The sequence below is a fragment of the Streptomyces sp. NPDC029014 genome (assembly GCF_055564695.1).
Genome location: NZ_JBVHVT010000014.1, coordinates 1 through 17360, shown reverse-complemented (window position 1 = coordinate 17360; position 17360 = coordinate 1). Strand labels below are relative to the sequence as shown.

The window sequence follows — 17360 nt, the reverse complement described above, 5'->3', positions numbered from 1 at the left end:
CCCGGCAGGCACCGGAGCATACGTTTCGCAGATCCGGCGCCGCTAGGGGGGGCGCCCGTGCGAGGGGCGGAGCATGACGGAACAGCAGGCCGGGGCCGCGGTCCTGGATGCCGCGGACCTGACGGCGATCAGCGGGGCCGCTGCCCTCGTACGCTCCTCCGGGACCGTCACCCGGATGCTGCGCACGCTGGCGCCGGCCCTGGACGACGGCGAGCGGGAGTCCCTCGGCGCGTGGTGCGTGCCCGCGCACGCGGCCGTCCTCGTGTTCCCGCGGTCCGCGGCCGACGTGGTGGACGCGCTGGCCGGGCTCGGGCTGAAGGCGGGTGCACCGACGCCCAGTACGGTCGTACGGGACCGGCTGCGCGCCCGCTACGGGATCGCACCGGAGGCGCTGGAGGTGTCGATCGTGCGCGCCGCCGCCCCCACCGGGGAGGGGGAGTTGGGCGAGATCGAGGTCTTCTGCCTGCCCGTGCCGGAAGCGGACCCGGAATCCGTGCTGGACCCGGAGCCCGGCTCCGCCGGCGGTACGGCGGCGGACGGGACCGCCGCGTGCCTGCGCCACCTCGTGCGGCGGGAGCGGGCGGAACGCAACGAGGCGCACGTCGCGTTCCGGGTCACCTCCGCCGACGAGGTCGTCTTCGCGGGGCTGCGGCACCTGCTGGTCGAGCGGGCGGGCATGCGGCCCGACGGCGGCGGCTACAACCCGCACGAGGACGTCACCGTCCTGTACTTCCGCTCCGGCGCCGCCGGCGGATCACCGTACGGGCGGCTGGAGTTGCTCATGCCGGGCCACCGGACAGCAGCGCTCGCGGCGCACCGCCTGCAGGTACGGGACGAGCCCGCACGCGCGCTGCTGGAGCTGATGACGGGAGCCTGGCAGACCCAGGCCATCGCGGTCGGCGCCGAACTGGGCGTCTTCGACGCGCTCTCCGCCGATGCCGCGGGCCCCTCCACGGTGGCCGCCCTGGCCGGACGGGTCGGGGCCGACGCCGACGGTCTCGGGCGCCTCCTGCGCTACCTGGCGACGCTCGGGCTGCTGGTCGGCCCGTACGGACCGGACGGCGACACCTACGCCCTGACGGGGCTCGGCGAGCTGCTGCGCGAGGACGCCCCGCACTCGATGCGGCCCCTGGCCCTGATCTACGGCGGCCCGTTCTACGAGTCGTTCGGCCGCCTGCTGTACGCCGTGCGGACGGGCCGGGACGCGTTCCGGCACCACTTCGGCGCGCACCACTTCCCGTACTTCGCGCAGAACCCTCCGTGGGACACGGTCTTCGACCGGTCGATGCAGGCGAGTTCCCCCATGTTCGGGCCGGTCCCGGCGGTCGTCGACCGGCCCGGCGTCGACGTGGTCGTGGACGTGGCCGGCGGCAACGGCGAGCTGATGGCGCAGATCCTCGGCGCCGCGCCCCGGCTGCGCGGTGTGCTCCTGGAGCGGGAGCACGTGGTCGCCGCGGCGCGGGCCCGGCTGGAGCGGGCCGGAGTCGCGGACCGCTGCACCTTCCTCACCGGTGACTTCACCCGGTCCGTGCCCGGCGGCGGTGACGTCTACGTCCTGTCCCGGGTGCTGCACGACTGGGACGACGAGCGGTGCCTGGACATCCTGCGCAGGTGCGCGGACGCGATGCCCGCGGAGGCCGAACTGCTCGTCGTCGAACGGCTCCTGCCGACGGACGGCGCCGAGTCCCTGGCCGTGGCCTGGAACCTGCACATGCTGTGCAACGTCGGCGGCCGGGAGCGGACCCTCGACCACTACCGCGGGCTGCTCGCCGAGGCCGGTTTCGACCTCGTGGACACCCGGCCCCTGCCGCTCGACGGCTCCCTGCTGCGGGCCCGCCGCACCCCCGCCGCTTCCCTGCCCACCCCCGACCGTTCGGAGCACGCGTAAATGGCCATCCACCCCCGCGACTACCTGACCACCCCCGAGCCGGAAGGCCCCGACGGCTGGACGACCCCCGGACCCACCCTGCCGGAGTTGTTCGCGGCTGCGGTCACGGCCGGCGGCGACGCCACCGCCGTCGTCGCCGCGGACGCTGCCGGCACCCGGTCCTGGCAGGACTGGCGCACGGACTCCGACGCGTTCGCCCGGGCCCTGCAGGACCTCGGGATCCGGCCCGGTGACGTGGTGGCGGTCCAACTGCCCAACTCCTGGGAGTTCCTGGTGGCCCACGTGGGCATCGCCGCCGTCGGCGCGGTGTTGCTCCCCCTGCACAGCACGCTCGGCACCCGTGAGGTGACCGCCCTGCTGAAGCGCACCGCGGCGCGGGCCCTGCTGTTCCCGGCCGCCGGAGAGCCGCCCGCCCGGGCGGAGCTGCCCGGGCTGGAGTTCCTGGTCCCGGTGGGCCCCGACGCCCCGCGCGACGGCAGCGGGCCCGGGGCCGGCACGTACCAGGCGCTCGTACGGGAACGGCGCGGCCGCGCTCCGCACCCCGTCGAGGTCACCCCCGACATGCCGCTGGTGCTGATGCCGTCCTCCGGCACCACCTCCGCCCGCCCCAAGATCTGCATCCACACGCACGGCGGCCTGCTCGGCAACGCCACGGTCACCGCGGTCGGTGCCCGGTCGTCCGCCGAGGACACCCTCGTCAGCGGCAGCCCCTTCACCCACCTGTTCGGCCTGTTCTCCGTGCACCTCTCCCTCATCGCCGCCGGCCGGCAGGCGCTGCTGCCCCGCTGGGACGCCGACGCCTTCAGGGAGCTGGCGGCCGCGACCGGGGCGAGCGTGCTGTTCGCGGTGCCCGCCCAGCTGCGCGACCTGGTGGAGACGCCCGGGCCCGGACCGTCGGCCGCGCTGCGGGAGGTCCGGACGGGCGGAGCGGCCGTCCCCGCGACCCTGGTGGCCGGCGTGCGCCGGGTCCTGGGCGCCGCGACCGTCGTCCAGTGGGGCATGTCGGAGGTCGGGGCCGGTCTGAGCACCTCCCCCGACGACCCGCCCGGGGTCGCCGCCCACAGCATCGGCCGGCCCGTCGGCGAGGGCCGGGTCCGGGTCGTCGCCGAGGACGGCGCACCCTGCCCGGTCGGGGAGACGGGGGAGCTCCAGTTCCGGGGGCCGTCGCTGTTCCGCGGCTACCTCGCCGACCCGGAGGCCACCGCAGCGGCCCTGACCGCCGACGGCTGGCTGCGCACCGGCGACCTGGCGTGCCGGAACGAGGACGGGACGATCGGCTACCGCGGCCGGCAGGCGGAGCGGATCAACGTCGGCGGGCTGAAGTTCAGCGCGTCCGAGATCGAGGCGCTGCTCGCCGACCTGCCGCAGCTGGAGAACGCGGCGGTCACCGGACGGGCCGACGACAGGCTCGGCGAATTCCCGGTGCTGATAGCCCAGTTGAGGCCCGGGGCCCGGCTCACCCTGGAGGACGTACGGGCGCATCTCGCGGCCCGGGGTGTCGCCGCGTACAAGTGGCCGCTGGAACTCGTCGTCGTGGACGCCGTTCCCGTCACCCCCACGCGGAAGGTGGCCCGCGGTCGGCTGGCGGCGCTGCTGGCGCAGCCGGTGCGGGAGGCCGTGCCGGCCTGGGCGCAGCGGATCGCCGGCCTTCCCGAACGGGCCGCCCTGGACACGGCGCTGGCCCTGGTACGGGAGCAGGCGGCGGCAGCGGGCGGTGCCCGCCTGGCGCGGGCGGACACGGGGGTGAGCTTCCGCTCGGCCGGGCTCGACTCGCTGGGCGCGGTGCGCCTGGCGGCCGGGCTCGGGGAGCTCACGGGGCTGGCGCTGTCGACGACGGCCGTGTTCGACCATCCCACGCCCGGGCACCTCGCCCGGCACCTGGTCGGCCTCGCGACCGGGGCGGCGGGAGGCTCCTCCGGGTCGCCCGCGGCGGCCCCCGCCCCGGGCGGGGGCCGGGGCCCGGACACGGAAGGGGATGCGGACGCGGAAGCGGTGGCCGTGGTCGGCATCGGCTGCCGCTTCCCCGGCGGCATCGCCTCCCCGGAGGACCTGTGGCGGCTGCTGACCGCGGGCGACGAGACCGTGGGCCCCTTCCCGGCGGACCGCGGCTGGGACCTCGACCACCTCCACGACCCCGACCGCAGCCGGCCCGGGACCTCGTACGTGCGCCACGGCAGCTTCCTGGAGGGCGCCGCCGACTTCGACGCGGAGTTCTTCGGCCTGTCCCCCCGCGAGGCCCTGGCCATGGACCCGCAGCAGCGGCTGCTGATGGAGACCGCTTGGGAGGCGCTGGAACGGGCCGGTATCGCGCCCTCCGCGCTGCGCGACTCCCCCGCCGGGGTGTTCGTCGGGCTGATGTCCTCCGATTACGCGCCCCGCGTCCAGGAGGACCCCACCTTGTACGACGGGCTGCTGGTGACGGGCAACGCCTCCAGCGTGGCGGCCGGCCGGATCGCCTATACCCTCGGGCTGACCGGGCCGGCGCTCACCGTCGACACGGCCTGCTCCTCCTCCCTGGTCGCGCTGCACCTGGCCCGGCAGGCGCTGCTGCGGGGCGAGTGCTCGCTGGCGCTGGCCGGCGGGGCGACGGTGATGTCGACCCCGGCGTCGTTCGTGGAGTTCAGCCGGCAGGGCGCCCTCTCCCCGGACGGCCGCTGCCGGGCGTTCTCCGCCTCCGCGGACGGGGCCGGCTGGTCGGAGGGCTCCGGGATCCTCGTACTGGAGCGGCTGTCGGACGCCCGCCGGGCGGGACGGCCCGTCCTGGCCGTGCTGACGGGCTCGGCGGTCAACCAGGACGGGGCCAGCAACGGGCTGTCCGCGCCGAGCGGCCCGGCCCAGCGGGAGGTCGTCCGGCTGGCCCTGGCCGACGCGGGCCTCGCGCCGGCCGATGTGGACCTGATGGAGGCGCACGGCACGGGTACGCCGCTGGGCGACCGCATCGAGGCGGAGGCCCTGCTGTCCTCCTACGGCCGGGGCCGGGACGCGGAACGGCCGCTGTGGCTGGGCTCGCTCAAGTCGAACATCGGCCACACGCAGGCCGCGGCGGGGGTCGCCGGCGTCATCAAGGCCGTCCTGGCGCTGCGGCACGAAGAGATGCCGCGGTCCCTGCACGCCGAGGAGCCGACCCCGCACGTGAACTGGGCCGCGGGCGACGTACGGCTGCTCGACGCGCCCCGGCCGTGGCCCCGGCCCGCGGACGGCGGCCGGCGTGCGGTGGGCGTCTCGGCGTTCGGGATCAGCGGGACCAATGCGCACGTGATCGTGCAGGATCCGGCGGCCGAGGACACCGCGGCGACCGATCCGATGGCGACCCCGGCCCCGGTACCGGATCCGGCGGCGGCCGGAGCGGCGGTGCCGTGGGTCCTGGCCGCGAAGGGCCGGCCCGCGCTGCGCGATCTGGCCACCCGACTCGGGCAGGCGGCTCGTGGGGCCGATCCGGCACGGCTGGGCAGCGCCCTGGCCGTGCACCGCGCCCCGAACGACCCGGCTTTCCGGCGGCGTGCCGTCGTCGTCGCGGACGGGGCGGACCGGGCGGCACGGCTGCGCACCGGGCTGGCGGACCTGGCGGCCGGCCGGGAGAACCCCGACCTCGTCACGGGGGTGCCGCCGGCCGGGGAGAACGGCCGGACGGTGTTCGTCTTCCCGGGCCAGGGCTCCCAGTGGGAGGCCATGGGTGCGGAACTGCTGCGCGAGTCCCCCGTCTTCGCCGAGGCCGCGGCGGCCTGCGACGAGGCGTTCGCCCCGTACCTGGACTGGTCCGTCCTGGCGGTGCTGCGCGGCGACGCCGGTGCCCCGCCGTTGGCCCGGGTCGACGTCGCGCAGACGGCCCTGTTCACGATGATGGTGTCGCTGACGGCGCTGTGGCGCTCGTACGGGGTCGAACCGGACGCGGTGCTCGGCCACTCGCAGGGCGAGATCGCCGCGGCGTACGTGTCGGGAGCGCTGACGCTGCCGCAGGCCGCCCGGATCGTCGCCCTGCGCGTCCGCGCGGTGCGGGGGCTGCCCGCCGGGGCGATGGCCGCCGTGTCCCTGCCCGCGCCGGAGCTGGCGGCCCGGCTGGCCGGGCGGACCGGGCCGCAGCTGTCCGTCGCCGCGGAGAACGCCGCGCGCGCGTCCGTGGTCGCCGGGGACCCGGGTGCGGTCGACGCGCTGCTGGCGGAGCTGGCCGCGGAGGGGGTGCGGGCGCGCAGGGTGGCCGTGGACTACGCCTCGCACTGCGCGGCCGTGGAGCCCCTGGAGGCCGTACTGGCCGAGGACCTGGCCGGGACCCTGCCGGATGCGGTGTCGACACCGTTCCTGTCCACCGTCGACGGGTCCTGGCTCACCGGGCAGGAGCTGACGTCGGAGTACTGGTACCGCAACCTGCGCAACCCGGTGGCCTTCGCGCCCGCCGTGGCCACGCTGCTGGAGGCGGGCTTCCGGACCTTCGTCGAGGTCAGCCCGCACCCCGTCCTCACGTACGCGGTCCAGGAGACGGCGGAGCAGGTGGGCGTGCCCGCCCTGGCCACGGGCAGCCTGCGGCGCGGCGAGGGCGGCCTGCGGCGCCTGCTGCTGTCGGCCGCCGAGGCCTGGGTGCAGGGCGTCGGGGTCGACTGGGCGGCCGCGTCCGCGGGGTCCCTGCCGGTCCCGGCCGAGGTGCTGCCGACCGCCCCCTTCCAACGGCGGCGGTACTGGCTCTCCGTCCGGCCCGCGCCACGTCCGGCCGGGGCCGGCGACAGGTCCGGGGCCGCGCCGCCGGACGAGGTGGCGGCCGAGCCGCTCGACGCGGACGAACTGCTGCTCCTGGTGCAGGAGTCCGCGGCGGCGGTGCTCGGCTACGACGATGCGGACTCCGTGGACCCGGACCGGCCCTTCCTGGAGCTCGGCGCCGGCTCGATGGCCGCGGTGGAGCTCCGGGGAAGGCTCTCCCGCGCCCTGGACCTGGCCCTGCCCTCGACCGTGGTCTTCGACCACCCGACCGCGCGCGGGCTCGCCGGCCACCTGTGGGACAGACTCGACCGGTCCACCCCGCCGGAGGACGCCGTACCGGCGTCCGGTAAGGCCGCGGTGGCAGCCACCGGCGACCCGCGGCGGACCCCGGCAGCCGACCGGGTCCGGGCCCCGCACCCGGACCGGGTCCCCGGCGGTTCGCTCCCGCTCCCCGACGGGCTGTCGGAACTGTTCCGTCAGGCGTCGGCGGACGGCCGCGGTGCGGTGGCCCTGGACCTGCTGGGGACCGCTTCCCTGCTGCGGCCGTCCTTCACCTCGGCGGACGCGCCCGCCCGGGTGCAGCGGCCCGTACGGCTCGCCGTCGACGGTGACGGCAGTGGCCCCGCGCCCGCGTTGGTGTGCCTGCCGTCACTGGTGCCGACGGGAGGACCGCACGAATACACCCGGCTGGCCGCCGAGTTCGCGGGGCGGCGCAGCGTACTGGCGCTGCCACAGCCCGGGTTCGGCCCGGGCGAGGCGCTGCCCGCCGACCTCGGGGCGCTGGTGGACGTCCATCTCGGGGCGCTCGCGCAGCGCGCGGACGACGGGCCCGTGCTGCTGTGCGGGCACTCGTCCGGCGGGTGGATCGCATGGGCGGTCGCCGCGCAACTCGCCCGGCGGGGCGGCCGGGTCGCCGGGATCGTGTTGATCGACACCCCCTGGCACGAGGGGACCGCGCCGTCCGACGACCTGACGCTGCTCCTCGCCGAGGCCGAGCGCCGTCACCGCGCCACGGACGGGAACGGGGAGATCGGCACGAACCGGCTCACCGCCACGGGCGGCTACCTGCGGATCCTGCGCGGCTGGCGGCCCGAGGCGCTCGACGGGCCCGCGCCCGTCCTCCTGCTCCGCGCCCGGGAGCCGATCGGCCGACCCGTCGCCTGGCGGCTGCCGCACACGGTGCGCCGGGTGTCCGGGGACCACTTCACGATGATGGAGAACCACGCCGGGGAGATCGCGGCCGCGATCGACGCCTGGGAGCACGGCCGGTACGCGTACGCCGCGGCGGGCGCCGCCCCCGCGGACCAGTACCGGGACCATGACCGCACCGAGGAGAAGCAGGAGACCGCACGGTGATCGACCCCGACCTCCCGCAGCTGTTCGAGGACCCGGTCTTCGACGACTGCACCCCGCGATCGGCTCAGCCGTGGGTCGGCACGTACGAGCGGCTGCGCCACCTCCACGACCGGATCGGCTCGCCGGTGCCGCTGCTCGCCGGTGGGCCGGTGGAGCAGGAACGGCTGCGTTCACTGCTGGAGTTGACGGCCATGGCCGATCCGGCGCTGTTCCACGTCCTGTTCCTGCACCAGTGCATGACGATCGGGCCCGCTCTCGACTTCGGGGCCTCGGCCGGGGACGTGGCGGAGCTGGCCTCCGGGCGGTCGGTCGGAGCGGCCATGAACACCGAGGTGGGACTGGGCAGCAGCAGTGCCGCCATCCGCACCGAGGCCGTGTACGATCCGGCGGCGCGCGAGTTCGTGCTGACCTCGCCCGATGCGGCGGCGGCCAAGTACCCGCCCAACGTGGGCATGCCGGGGCTGCCCCGGCTCGCGGTGGTCAGTGCGCGGCTGCTGGTGTCGGGCACCGACCACGGCACCCACCTGTTCCTCGTGCCCCTGCGCAGCGGTGACGGCGGTCCGGCCGCCGGCATCACGATCACGCCCAGGCCGCGGACCTCGTTGCTCCCGCTGGACTACGCGGCCGTGCGGTTCGACGGGGTGCGCGTGCCGTACCACCGCTGGCTCGCCGACGGGGCGGCCGTGTCCGCGGCCGGGGAGTTCCACGATCCGCTGGGCGATCCCCGGCTCCGGACGGCCCGCAGCACCGGCTGGAGCCGCTTCGCGTGGGGTGCGGTCACGGCGGGGCTGGCGGCGGTGGCCCGGGCGGCCGTCGCCGTCGCGCTGCCGCACGCCGGGCGCCGGCGCACGGTGGACCGCTGGGGTTCCGTGGAGTACGCCCTGCACCGGCCCAACCAGCAGCGGCTGCTGTTCGGGGCGGCCGCGCGGGCCCTGGCGGCGACAGTGGTGGCCCGGCAGGTCACGGAGGTGAGCTGGCGGATACCGCCGGGCGGCGGCCGGGGCCGGGGGCTGCCCCCGGCGGTGATGGGCGAACTGGCGCAGGTGAAGGTGGCGGTGGACCGGCTGACCGACGAGGCGGTGGACCGCTGCCGGGCCGCCTGCGGGGCTGCCGGGTTCTTCTCGGAGAACCGGCTGATCGAGTACCAGGCGCTCACGACCGCGTTCCGTGCGGCGGGCGGCGACAACCAGTTGATGCTGCTCGACGCCGCATGGCACATGGTGACGGGGGACGCGTACGAGCCACCGGCCGCGCCGCGTCACGCGCCCGGGGACGGGGACGGGACCGAGCCGGACTGGCCGCTGCTGCTGGCGGCCCGGGAGCGGGCCCTGTACGAGCAGCTGGCGGCTGCCCTGCGCGGCGCGGCCGAAGCCGGGGAGGAGCCTTCCGCGGCGTGGCACGAGCACCTCGACGCGGCACAGGCGTTCGCAGAGGCCCACATGGCGCGGGTGACGCTGCAGGCGCTGGCCGCGCGGTGGCGGCCGGAGCCCGGCCGTGAGCCGGCCGGAGGGGCAAGGGGGACCGATCGGGACACCGGTGCGGAGGCCGGGGCGCTGACCGGGCTGCTCTACCGGCTGCTGGGTCTGGAGTTCGTACTGCCCCACGCCGACTGGTACGCGGCCGCCGGGCTGCTCTCCCCCGCGGCCGCGGCGGGTCTGGGCCGCGAGCTGACCGCGACGTGCCGGCGGCTCGTTCCGCACGCGGCGGCCGTGGTGGAGCTGCTGGAGGTGCCGTCCGCGGTGTTGAGGGGTCCGCTCGCCGGCGTGGACTACGTACGGGACCTGACGGAATGACGTGCTGCGCAGCCCGTGACCCGGAAGTGTCACTACGCTTCGTGTTTACCGCTCGTCATTCCGGTTACATCAGCAGGTGACAGGCAATCAGTATCGGGCGGAAGGCAGGAACATGACCCTTGTCACGGTGCTCATCCTCGTCGCGGTCCTCGGCTGCATCGCCCTCCTCGCGCTGGCGCCGCCGGCTCCGGTCCGGCGCAACCCCGGTCCGGAGGGGCCGGGCGTGGAACCTGCCCGGTTGAAGACGGTCCCCGGCCAGCGGGGAGTCCACCGCCGGGCGGGCTGAGCCGATTCCGCGGGCGGTCACGGGTGTTCGGTGGGGCGTGGGCGTGACGGAGCCCGGGAGTATGTCCAGCTCCCGGGCTCCTGCGTGCCACCCAATTGCGCACACCGGCGGCGTTTAAGAGTCGCGGATCATTCTGAGATCGACGTGTTCTACCTTTGAACTACCGTGCCACGGGAGAGGCACAGGAGGGACTTGAACCCCCGTCCGTCGATGGTCGTCCGCGCTCGGTCGATCCGGTGTTCGGCGGCGAATACTGAGACTGGAGCGAGAATCTGAGATTTACGGGGCGCGCCTCTACCACTTGGGCCACCCCGGCTCGTGTGCCGGGGGAGGGATTCGAACCCCCAACCGTTACCCCTCGGTCAGCTTCAACTTCAGCTTCAGCTTGCGCTTCACGCGCACCCTCCCCGCTCAAAAGGAGGGAGTCTGGAGGCTACCCGAACAGGTAGCCGAACACTGCATCGCCGACCCGCTGGTCGGTGACGTCGACGCCGTTGGCCTCCTCGCGGGCGAACTTGACGGCCTGCTGGAGCCTTTCCACCCGGTCCAGGAGCTCGTTCACCCGGCGGGCCGGAAGGGCGCCGGAGAACTTCACGGTCGTCCAGTACCCGACCGCGATGTCCTCGTAGTACACCTCGACCTGGGCCGGGTGCTTCTCCGTGGCCTCCGCCTTGACGTGGTTGCGCGGCACCTTCTTGGTGCGGATCGTGCGGACCGCGTCGGTCTTCCAGGAGTCCGTCGAGGGGTCGAGGGTCCAGGACTCCGAAGCATCCAGCACCGGCAGCTTCCTGACGAAGGTGTGCAGGTCGGTGAGCTGCTTCTCGAGGAAGAGCAGGTACGGGACCGGGACCTGGGGCAGCAGGACCGTTCCGTCGACCACGACGTCCGCGGCCGCCGTGCGGTTCGCCCAGTCCTTGGTCGCGGTGACGTCGAAGAGCCGCGTCAGGGTCGTCGCCGTCGCGCGCAGCACGTCCTCGGCCTTGACCTGGACCCGCGTGGACTCGGGCGGCAGCTGCTCGCCCTCCTCGTCCTTGGGCTGGTACGTACGCGCGATGCCGGCGAGCAGCGCGGGCTTCTGGACGTCGTGGTGGGCCTGGGTCAGTTCCTGGAGGGACTTGGACTTGACGCCCTTTTCAACGGCGATGATCTGATTCAACTTCGGCACGGGGGAAACCTAACAGCCCACCGGAACCGGTCACATGTCTTTTTTTCTCCGGATGCGGCCCGGCGCCCTCCCCCCGCCCCGGGAGGAGGCGGAGGGAGCGGCGGGGACGGGGCCGGGTCGGGGCGGGTTCAGGAGCCGGCGGTCGTGCGGTAGGTGACGACCTGGACGCCTGCCGGGCTGGTGGTGGAGGAGACCAGTTCCAGGGTGTGCAGGCCGCCGTCGGCCGGGAAGATGGACTTGCCGCCGCCGACGAGCACCGGCATGACCATGAGCCGGAGTTCGTCGACCAGGCCCTCGGCGATCAGGGCGCGCACGAGGGTGGGGCTGCCCATCACCAGCAGGTCCCCGCCGGCGCCTTCGCGGAGTGCACGGATCCGGCCGAGGGCCCCGCCACCTGCGACGAGAGAGGTGTTCTCCCAGGTCAGGTCCGCGTCCGTGAGGGTGTCCGACACCACGTACTTGGGGAGGGAGTTCAGCCGGTCGGCGAACGGGTCGCCGGCCCGCCCGGGCCAGGCCGCCGCCATGTTCTGCCAGGTGCGGCGGCCGTAGAGCAGCGCGTCGGCCTTGGAGACGGCGTCGGCGAAGGCGCCGCCGACGACCTCCGGGTCGAAGAAGGGGTGGGTCCAGCCGCCGTGGGCGAAGCCGCCGTCCCGGTCCTCTTCGGGGCCGCCGGGGGCCTGGACGACACCGTCGAGGCTGATGAACTCGCTGACCACGATGCGCATGGGACTCGCTCCTGTTGCTGTCGGTTTCCGTGGTGACACGGATAGGGACACCCGCGGCGGCGCGGAATCATCGCCCCGGCGCATGTGATCCCGGTCACACCGGTTGGAGTCGGGGGCGTTTGGCGATGCGGTCGGTACCGGAGGAACGGCCGCGTGCGCGCCGCAGCAGCCAGGGCCCGAGGAAGCCGGCGGCCCAGCGGAGTTCGGCGGCGGCCCTCTGCCGGCGGGTCGCGGACGGTGCGGGTGCCAGGGGACGGGTCCAGGAGTCGTCGCTGCCGGGGAGGGCGAGGGCCTGGGCGACGGCGGCGGCGATGCGCGCATGGCCGAGCGGGCTGGCGTGCAGTCGGTCCGGGCTCCACAGGCGGGGATCGGTGACCACGGGGTGGTGGGCGGTCTCGGCGACGGTGACGCCGTGGCGGCGGGCGGCCTCGCGGATCCGGTGGTTGAGGGCGGTGACCCGGGCCGCGAGCGGGCGGGCGAGCGGGGTGATCCGGGAGACGTCGGGGAAGGTCAGGGTGGCGACCCGGGCACCCTGGGCGGTGAGCGCGGCGAAGACGGCCTCCAGGTGACCGGCGACCTCGTCGGCGTCGAAGCGCGGCCGCAGCAGGTCGTTCATCCCGGCGACCACGGTGGCCAGGTCGGGGCGGAGCACGAGGGCGGGCGCGAGCTGCTCGGCCCGCACCTGGCCGGCGAGGCGGCCGCGGACCGCGAGGTTGGCGTACTGCAGGCCGGGGTGGTGGCGGTCCAGTTCCTCGGCGAGGCGGTCGGCCCAGCCGCGCAGGCCGGTGGCGTCGTCGCCGTCGCCGAGGCCTTCGGTCTGGCTGTCGCCGAGGGCGACGTACCGCGCGTACGGGAGTCCCCGGTGCGGCTGTCCGCGGTGCGGGTCAGTGCTGTCGGCGGGCACGGGCGGCCTCCCTCTCCTCCAGGACGGCGGCGGTCCGTTCGCACCACTGCTCGTTGGCCTGTTCGTAGGCGATGCCGGCCAGGCACGTCAGGTACGGGCCGACGCGCTCGCCGTGGCGCAGGAACTCCTCCTCGCTGCGGTCCCCGCGCATCTTCGCCAGCAGCTGCCCGAAGAGGGCGGTCTTGGCACGGGCGATCCCCGCACGTTCGGCGAGCTGGTCCAGGAGCGCCCCGGCGTCGACGTGGTCGGCGGCGTGGACCTTGACCACGAGGTCGTCGCGCATGAAGGAGGGCTTGGCGGCGGCCTCGGTGAACCGCTCCAGCTCGGCGAGCCCCGCACCGGTGACCGTGAACAGGCGCTTGTTCGGGCGGGTGTCCTGGACCACTTCCCGCCCGGCGACCAGGCCTTCCTTCTCCAGCCGGGCCAGCTCGGCGTAGAGCTGCTGGGGCAGGGCGTGCCAGAAGTTCGCGACGCCGACGCTGAAGGACTTGGCCAGCTGGTAGCCGCTCAGTTCCGCGTCGAGCAGCGCCGCCAGCACGGCGTGGCGCAAGGCCATGGGCCGCCTCCCGTCTCCTCGGTGCCGCCCTCTGGGCAGGGCCGCGCCCGCCATGATACTAGTCATGAATCTGATTACTCATATTTCTGAGTATCCGGGGCCGGGCCAGGACCGGGACCCGAGTACCGAGGAGCTGGAGGAGCCATGAACGCAGCCGATCGCTTCCGCACCGCCGTCGACGACCGCGACCTCGCCGCCGTGGAGGAGCTGTTCACCGAGGACGTCCGCCTGTTCAGCCCGGTGAAGTTCACGCCCTTCGAGGGCCGGCCGATGGTGCTGGGGCTCCTCGGGGTGCTGCTGCGGACCTTCGAGGACTTCCGCTACGTCGGCCGCTTCGACGGCGCCTCCGAGACCAGCACCGACGGCGCCGGGGCCCCGTCCGCGGTGCTGCTCTTCCGTGCGACCGTGAACGGCCGCGAGATCCACGGCATCGACCTGCTGCACTTCGCCGAGGACGGCCGGATCAAGGAGTTCACCGTCATGGTCCGGCCGCAGTCGGCCGTGCACACCCTGGGCGAGGCGGTGCTCGCCGGGCTGGTCGCGGACGGCCTGGTCCCGGGCTCGGCATGAGCCGACGGCGGCCGTCCGGCGCGCTCCGGCGGCCGGCCGCCGCCACCGGTTGAACGCCGCAACCAAGCCCGCGGAGCTGCCGGTTGCCCCGCGACACGGGGGCGCGGAGACTTGGATGCGTCGGACGCGTCCAACACGTCGGACGCGACAGTAGGCAGTACCCGCGGCGGGGGGCCGAGAGAGGGGGAGGCTGCGCCATGGCCTTCCACGCCTTCCACCACGCGCCCCGCGGCGGGGCGCGGCACGACGGGAGCGGTGGGGGCGGCCGGGTCCGTCCGCGGTTCTGGACGGAGGTCGTCCTCGGCGGTCTCGCCGCCCTGCTCTTCCTGGCCACCCTGATCCGGCCGGACTGGATCGAGCTGCTCTTCGATGTCGAGCCGGACGCCGGGAGCGGGGCGCTGGAGTGGGTGATCGTGGGCGTCACCGCCCTCGTCACCGTGCTGTGCGCGGTCGGCGCCCGGACCGAGTGGCGGCGGGCGCACCCGGTGGGCGCGCACGCCCCGAGGTAGGGCGGCGCCGTCCGCTTGCGCGCCTCCACGAGTCTTACGGAGGCCGCCGATCGGGCCGCGGGGCGCGGAAGTCGGCGACCGACCGGCCCGGTCGATGCACCGTCACCATCATGCGGCAGGATGGCCATCCGTTCCGGTTGCGTACACGCGTACGCCCGAACGGGCCTCCACGCACGACAAACTGACAGGTGGCAAGGTGACGACACACTCCATACGACGGCCGGCAGCACCCGTCGCCGCTCCCCCGGCCCGGCAGGCCACGGAGGGCGTCCGTTGAACCGGGACCTCGTCCTGCACGACTGGCTCGCGGCCGGCATCTCACTCGCCGCGGGCGCCCTGGCCGCCCTCCTCCTGCGTGCCGTCCTCAAGCGACTGGCCAAGCACGCCGAGCGGACGCGGTGGGCGGGCGACGACATCATCGTCGACGCCCTGCGCCCCGTCGCCCCGGGCGCGGCGCTCATCGCCGGCGCCGCGGTCGCCGGCAGCATGCTGCCCCTCACCACCAGGGTCTCGGGGCTGCTCAACCAGAGCCTGACGGCGCTGCTGGTGCTCATCGCCACGCTCAGCGTGGCCCGGGTCATCGCGGGCCTCGTCCAGTCCGTGGCGCAGTCGCGGACCGGGGTGGCCGGATCGGCCTCGATCTTCGTGAACATCACCCGGATCGTGGTGCTCGCGATGGGCTTCCTCGTCGCCCTCCAGACGATGGGCGTGTCCATCGCACCGCTCCTCACCGCCCTCGGCGTGGGCGGCCTCGCGGTCGCCCTGGCGCTCCAGGACACCCTCGCGAACCTGTTCGCGGGCGTGCACATCCTCGCCTCGAAGACGGTGCAGCCCGGCGAGTACATCCGCCTCAGCAGCGGGGAGGAGGGGTACGTGGTCGACATCAACTGGCGCAACACCGTGGTCCGCAACCTGTCGAAGAACCTCGTGATCATCCCGAACGCGCGGCTCGCGAAGACGAACATGATCAACTTCACGCAGCCCGAGCAGCAGCTGACCATCACGGTGCAGGTGGGAGTGGGGTACGAGAGCGACCTGGAGCACGTGGAGAAGGTCACGCTGGAGGTGGTCGACGGGGTGATGGCCGAGATCAACGGCGCCGTCCCCGAGCACGAGGGCCTCGTCCGCTTCCACACCTTCGCGGACTCCCGGGTCAACTTCACGGTGATCCTCGGCGTCGGCGAGTTCAGCGACCAGTACCGGATCAAGCACGAGTTCGTGAAGCGGCTGCACCGGCGGTTCCGGGAGGAGGGGATCTCCATCCCCGCACCCACCCGCACGGTCGCCTTCCACGGCGAGGGCCCGACACCGGCGGCGTTCGGTGCGGCCGTCCCCCACCAGCGCGGCACGTCCCCGTCCGTACTGACGGACACCGGCCGCTAGACCGCGCGGCCCGGCAGCGGGCCGGGGTCCGGGCGAGGGGGGGGGGGGGGGGGGGGGGGGGGGGGGGGGGGGGGGGGCGGGGCCCCCCCCCCCGCCCCCCGCCCCCCCCCCCCCCCCCCCCCCCCCCCCCCCTCCTGCTGCGCCCGTACCGTCACGGCCTCCGTACGATGGGCGCATGACCTCTGCCGCGCAGCCGACGAGCCGGCGCCCCGTCGGGCGCGGCTTCGTGCTGCTGGTACTGGTGCTGCTGGCCGGCGTCCTCGGGATGCACGCCCTGTCGCCCAGCCCCGCCGCCGCCCGTCCGGCCGGTGCCGCGCAGGCGTCCCACTCCGGGCACGCGATGGCCCCCGACCGTGCGACCCCGGCGGCGGCCGCGGACCAGTACCGGGACGAGGACAGGGTCTGCTCGCACACCGAGGGCGGATCCGGCCACTTGGGCCACGCCGACGCGACCTGCGCGGCGGCCGGCATCGGCTCCGCGTACGCGCCTCCGGCGCTGACCGCCGCCCTGCTGGGCGCGGGTCCGGCGCCGGTGCGTCCCGGTGCGGTGCCGGCCTCCGCGGTGACCGGCCGGGCACCGCCGGACCTGGCCGAGTTGCAGCTCCTGCGGATCTAGAGCGGCCCGCGCGGCCCGCCTTCGGGCGGTGCCGTGCCGCCGGTACCTCTTCATCCGTTCCTCGCGCAGGCCCCGTACCGCGTGCCCCGCGTGCTCGTACACGCCGACGTACGCCGTACCGGGCTGCGCCGCACCAAGGAGTCGCACCACCATGAGCAGCAAGCGTTCCCTCGTCCGCCGTACCGCCACCGCCGTCGTCGCGTCCGCGGCGGCCGTCCTCGTCCTCGCGGCCTGCGGCGGCAACGGCGCCGACAGCAGCAGCGGCAGCAGCAGCAGCTCCGCCCACGGCGGGCACGACGGCGCCGCCGCCCCGTCCGCCCCGGCCGCCGCGCCGGACGCGCAGGGGCAGCACAACGCCGCGGACGTCGCCTTCGCCAAGGGGATGATCCCCCACCACCGGCAGGCGGTCGAGATGGCCGACCTGGCCGCCACCCGCGCCGAGAACGCCGAGGTGAAGAAGCTCGCGGCGGACATCAGGAAGGCGCAGGACCCCGAGATCAGGACCCTGTCCGGGTGGCTGTCCTCCTGGGGCGAGCCGGTGCCCGCCGAGGGCGCCACGGACCACTCCGCGCACGGCACGGCCGGCATGATGAGCGCCCAGGAGATGGACCGGTTGAAGAACGCCTCCGGCAAGGCCTTCGACACCGCCTTCATGGACCTGATGGTCAAGCACCACGAGGGCGCGGTGGCCATGGCCAGGACGGAGCAGACCACGGGCTCCTTCCGGGCGGCCAGGACCATGGCCGAGGCGATCATCGCCTCCCAGTCCGCCGAGATCGGCCAGATGAACAAGCTCCTCGGCCGGAGCTGACCCGACCCCGCGGCGGGGGGGGGGGGGGGGGGGGGGGGGGGGGGGGGGGGGGGGGGGGGGGGGGGGGGGGGGGGGGGGGGGGGGGGGGGGGGGGGGGGGGGGTGGGGGG

The 17360-nt window shown here is 75.0% G+C and carries 13 protein-coding genes; 9 read left to right on the top strand and 4 right to left on the bottom strand.

The genetic code is table 11. The features are described from left to right. Positions 1-73: 73 nt before the first annotated feature. The 4 genes from ACZ4VL_RS10065 to ACZ4VL_RS10050 all read left to right on the top strand — a co-directional run bounded on the left by ACZ4VL_RS10065 (position 74) and on the right by ACZ4VL_RS10050 (position 10012). Positions 74-1888 (top strand): methyltransferase, encoded by a 1815-nt coding sequence (locus ACZ4VL_RS10065; protein ID WP_468197982.1) that lies wholly within the window; start codon positions 74-76, stop codon positions 1886-1888. Next, positions 1889-7933 carry a type I polyketide synthase gene (locus tag ACZ4VL_RS10060; protein WP_468197979.1) on the top strand — a complete coding sequence of 2015 codons (6045 nt, stop codon included), beginning with the start codon at positions 1889-1891 and terminating at the stop codon, positions 7931-7933. Beyond that, positions 7930-9726: an acyl-CoA dehydrogenase family protein gene (locus ACZ4VL_RS10055; protein WP_468197977.1), complete on the top strand. Its 1797-nt coding sequence runs from the start codon at positions 7930-7932 to the stop codon at positions 9724-9726. Before ACZ4VL_RS10060 ends, ACZ4VL_RS10055 begins: the two co-directional genes overlap by 4 nt. 112 nt (positions 9727-9838) lie before the next feature. Further along, positions 9839-10012 (top strand): hypothetical protein, encoded by a 174-nt coding sequence (locus ACZ4VL_RS10050; protein ID WP_385805812.1) that lies wholly within the window; start codon positions 9839-9841, stop codon positions 10010-10012. A 433-nt stretch (positions 10013-10445) separates the two neighbouring features. Here the strand turns inward: ACZ4VL_RS10050 and ACZ4VL_RS10045 are convergent, their stop codons facing one another. The 4 genes from ACZ4VL_RS10045 to ACZ4VL_RS10030 form a co-directional block, all read right to left on the bottom strand. Further along, positions 10446-11177, bottom strand: coding sequence for a DUF7873 family protein (locus ACZ4VL_RS10045; RefSeq protein ID WP_468197973.1), 732 nt, complete (start codon positions 11175-11177; stop codon positions 10446-10448). Positions 11178-11305: 128 nt separating this feature from the next. After that, positions 11306-11902: a dihydrofolate reductase family protein gene (locus ACZ4VL_RS10040; protein ID WP_468197971.1), complete on the bottom strand. Its 597-nt coding sequence runs from the start codon at positions 11900-11902 to the stop codon at positions 11306-11308. A gap of 94 nt (positions 11903-11996) precedes the next feature. Further along, the gene (locus tag ACZ4VL_RS10035; protein WP_468197969.1) at positions 11997-12806 is read right to left on the bottom strand and encodes an SGNH/GDSL hydrolase family protein; all 810 of its coding nucleotides are present in this window, start codon (positions 12804-12806) and stop codon (positions 11997-11999) included. Continuing rightward, positions 12787-13362 carry a PadR family transcriptional regulator gene (locus tag ACZ4VL_RS10030; protein ID WP_468197967.1) on the bottom strand — a complete coding sequence of 192 codons (576 nt, stop codon included), beginning with the start codon at positions 13360-13362 and terminating at the stop codon, positions 12787-12789. Before ACZ4VL_RS10030 ends, ACZ4VL_RS10035 begins: the two co-directional genes overlap by 20 nt. Before the next feature lie 144 nt (positions 13363-13506). Between ACZ4VL_RS10030 and ACZ4VL_RS10025 the strand changes: the two genes are divergently transcribed. The 5 genes from ACZ4VL_RS10025 (at position 13507) to ACZ4VL_RS10005 (ending at position 17251) form a co-directional block, all read left to right on the top strand. Continuing rightward, positions 13507-13932: a nuclear transport factor 2 family protein gene (locus ACZ4VL_RS10025; protein WP_468197965.1), complete on the top strand. Its 426-nt coding sequence runs from the start codon at positions 13507-13509 to the stop codon at positions 13930-13932. A 197-nt stretch (positions 13933-14129) separates the two neighbouring features. Then, positions 14130-14441 carry an ABC transporter permease gene (locus ACZ4VL_RS10020; RefSeq protein ID WP_468197962.1) on the top strand — a complete coding sequence of 104 codons (312 nt, stop codon included), beginning with the start codon at positions 14130-14132 and terminating at the stop codon, positions 14439-14441. Between the two features lie 273 nt (positions 14442-14714). Continuing rightward, entirely contained in the window at positions 14715-15824 is a 1110-nt protein-coding gene (locus ACZ4VL_RS10015; protein ID WP_468197961.1) for a mechanosensitive ion channel family protein, read from the top strand. Positions 15825-15999: 175 nt separating this feature from the next. After that, positions 16000-16440 carry a DUF6153 family protein gene (locus ACZ4VL_RS10010; RefSeq protein WP_468197960.1) on the top strand — a complete coding sequence of 147 codons (441 nt, stop codon included), beginning with the start codon at positions 16000-16002 and terminating at the stop codon, positions 16438-16440. Positions 16441-16591: 151 nt separating this feature from the next. Further along, positions 16592-17251, top strand: coding sequence for a DUF305 domain-containing protein (locus ACZ4VL_RS10005; RefSeq protein WP_468197957.1), 660 nt, complete (start codon positions 16592-16594; stop codon positions 17249-17251). Positions 17252-17360 lie beyond the last annotated feature (109 nt).

What these genes read in the sequence shown, in the direction of transcription:
- ACZ4VL_RS10065 (WP_468197982.1), top strand. Translation starts at nt 74, where the DNA reads ATGACGGAACAGCAGGCCGGGGCCGCGGTCCTGGATGCCGCGGACCTG.
- ACZ4VL_RS10060 (WP_468197979.1), top strand. Translation starts at nt 1,889, where the DNA reads ATGGCCATCCACCCCCGCGACTACCTGACCACCCCCGAGCCGGAAGGC.
- ACZ4VL_RS10010 (WP_468197960.1), top strand. Translation starts at nt 16,000, where the DNA reads ATGACCTCTGCCGCGCAGCCGACGAGCCGGCGCCCCGTCGGGCGCGGC.
- ACZ4VL_RS10030 (WP_468197967.1), bottom strand. Translation starts at nt 13,362, where the DNA reads ATGGCCTTGCGCCACGCCGTGCTGGCGGCGCTGCTCGACGCGGAACTG.
- ACZ4VL_RS10025 (WP_468197965.1), top strand. Translation starts at nt 13,507, where the DNA reads ATGAACGCAGCCGATCGCTTCCGCACCGCCGTCGACGACCGCGACCTC.
- ACZ4VL_RS10005 (WP_468197957.1), top strand. Translation starts at nt 16,592, where the DNA reads ATGAGCAGCAAGCGTTCCCTCGTCCGCCGTACCGCCACCGCCGTCGTC.
- ACZ4VL_RS10020 (WP_468197962.1), top strand. Translation starts at nt 14,130, where the DNA reads ATGGCCTTCCACGCCTTCCACCACGCGCCCCGCGGCGGGGCGCGGCAC.
- ACZ4VL_RS10040 (WP_468197971.1), bottom strand. Translation starts at nt 11,902, where the DNA reads ATGCGCATCGTGGTCAGCGAGTTCATCAGCCTCGACGGTGTCGTCCAG.
- ACZ4VL_RS10050 (WP_385805812.1), top strand. Translation starts at nt 9,839, where the DNA reads ATGACCCTTGTCACGGTGCTCATCCTCGTCGCGGTCCTCGGCTGCATC.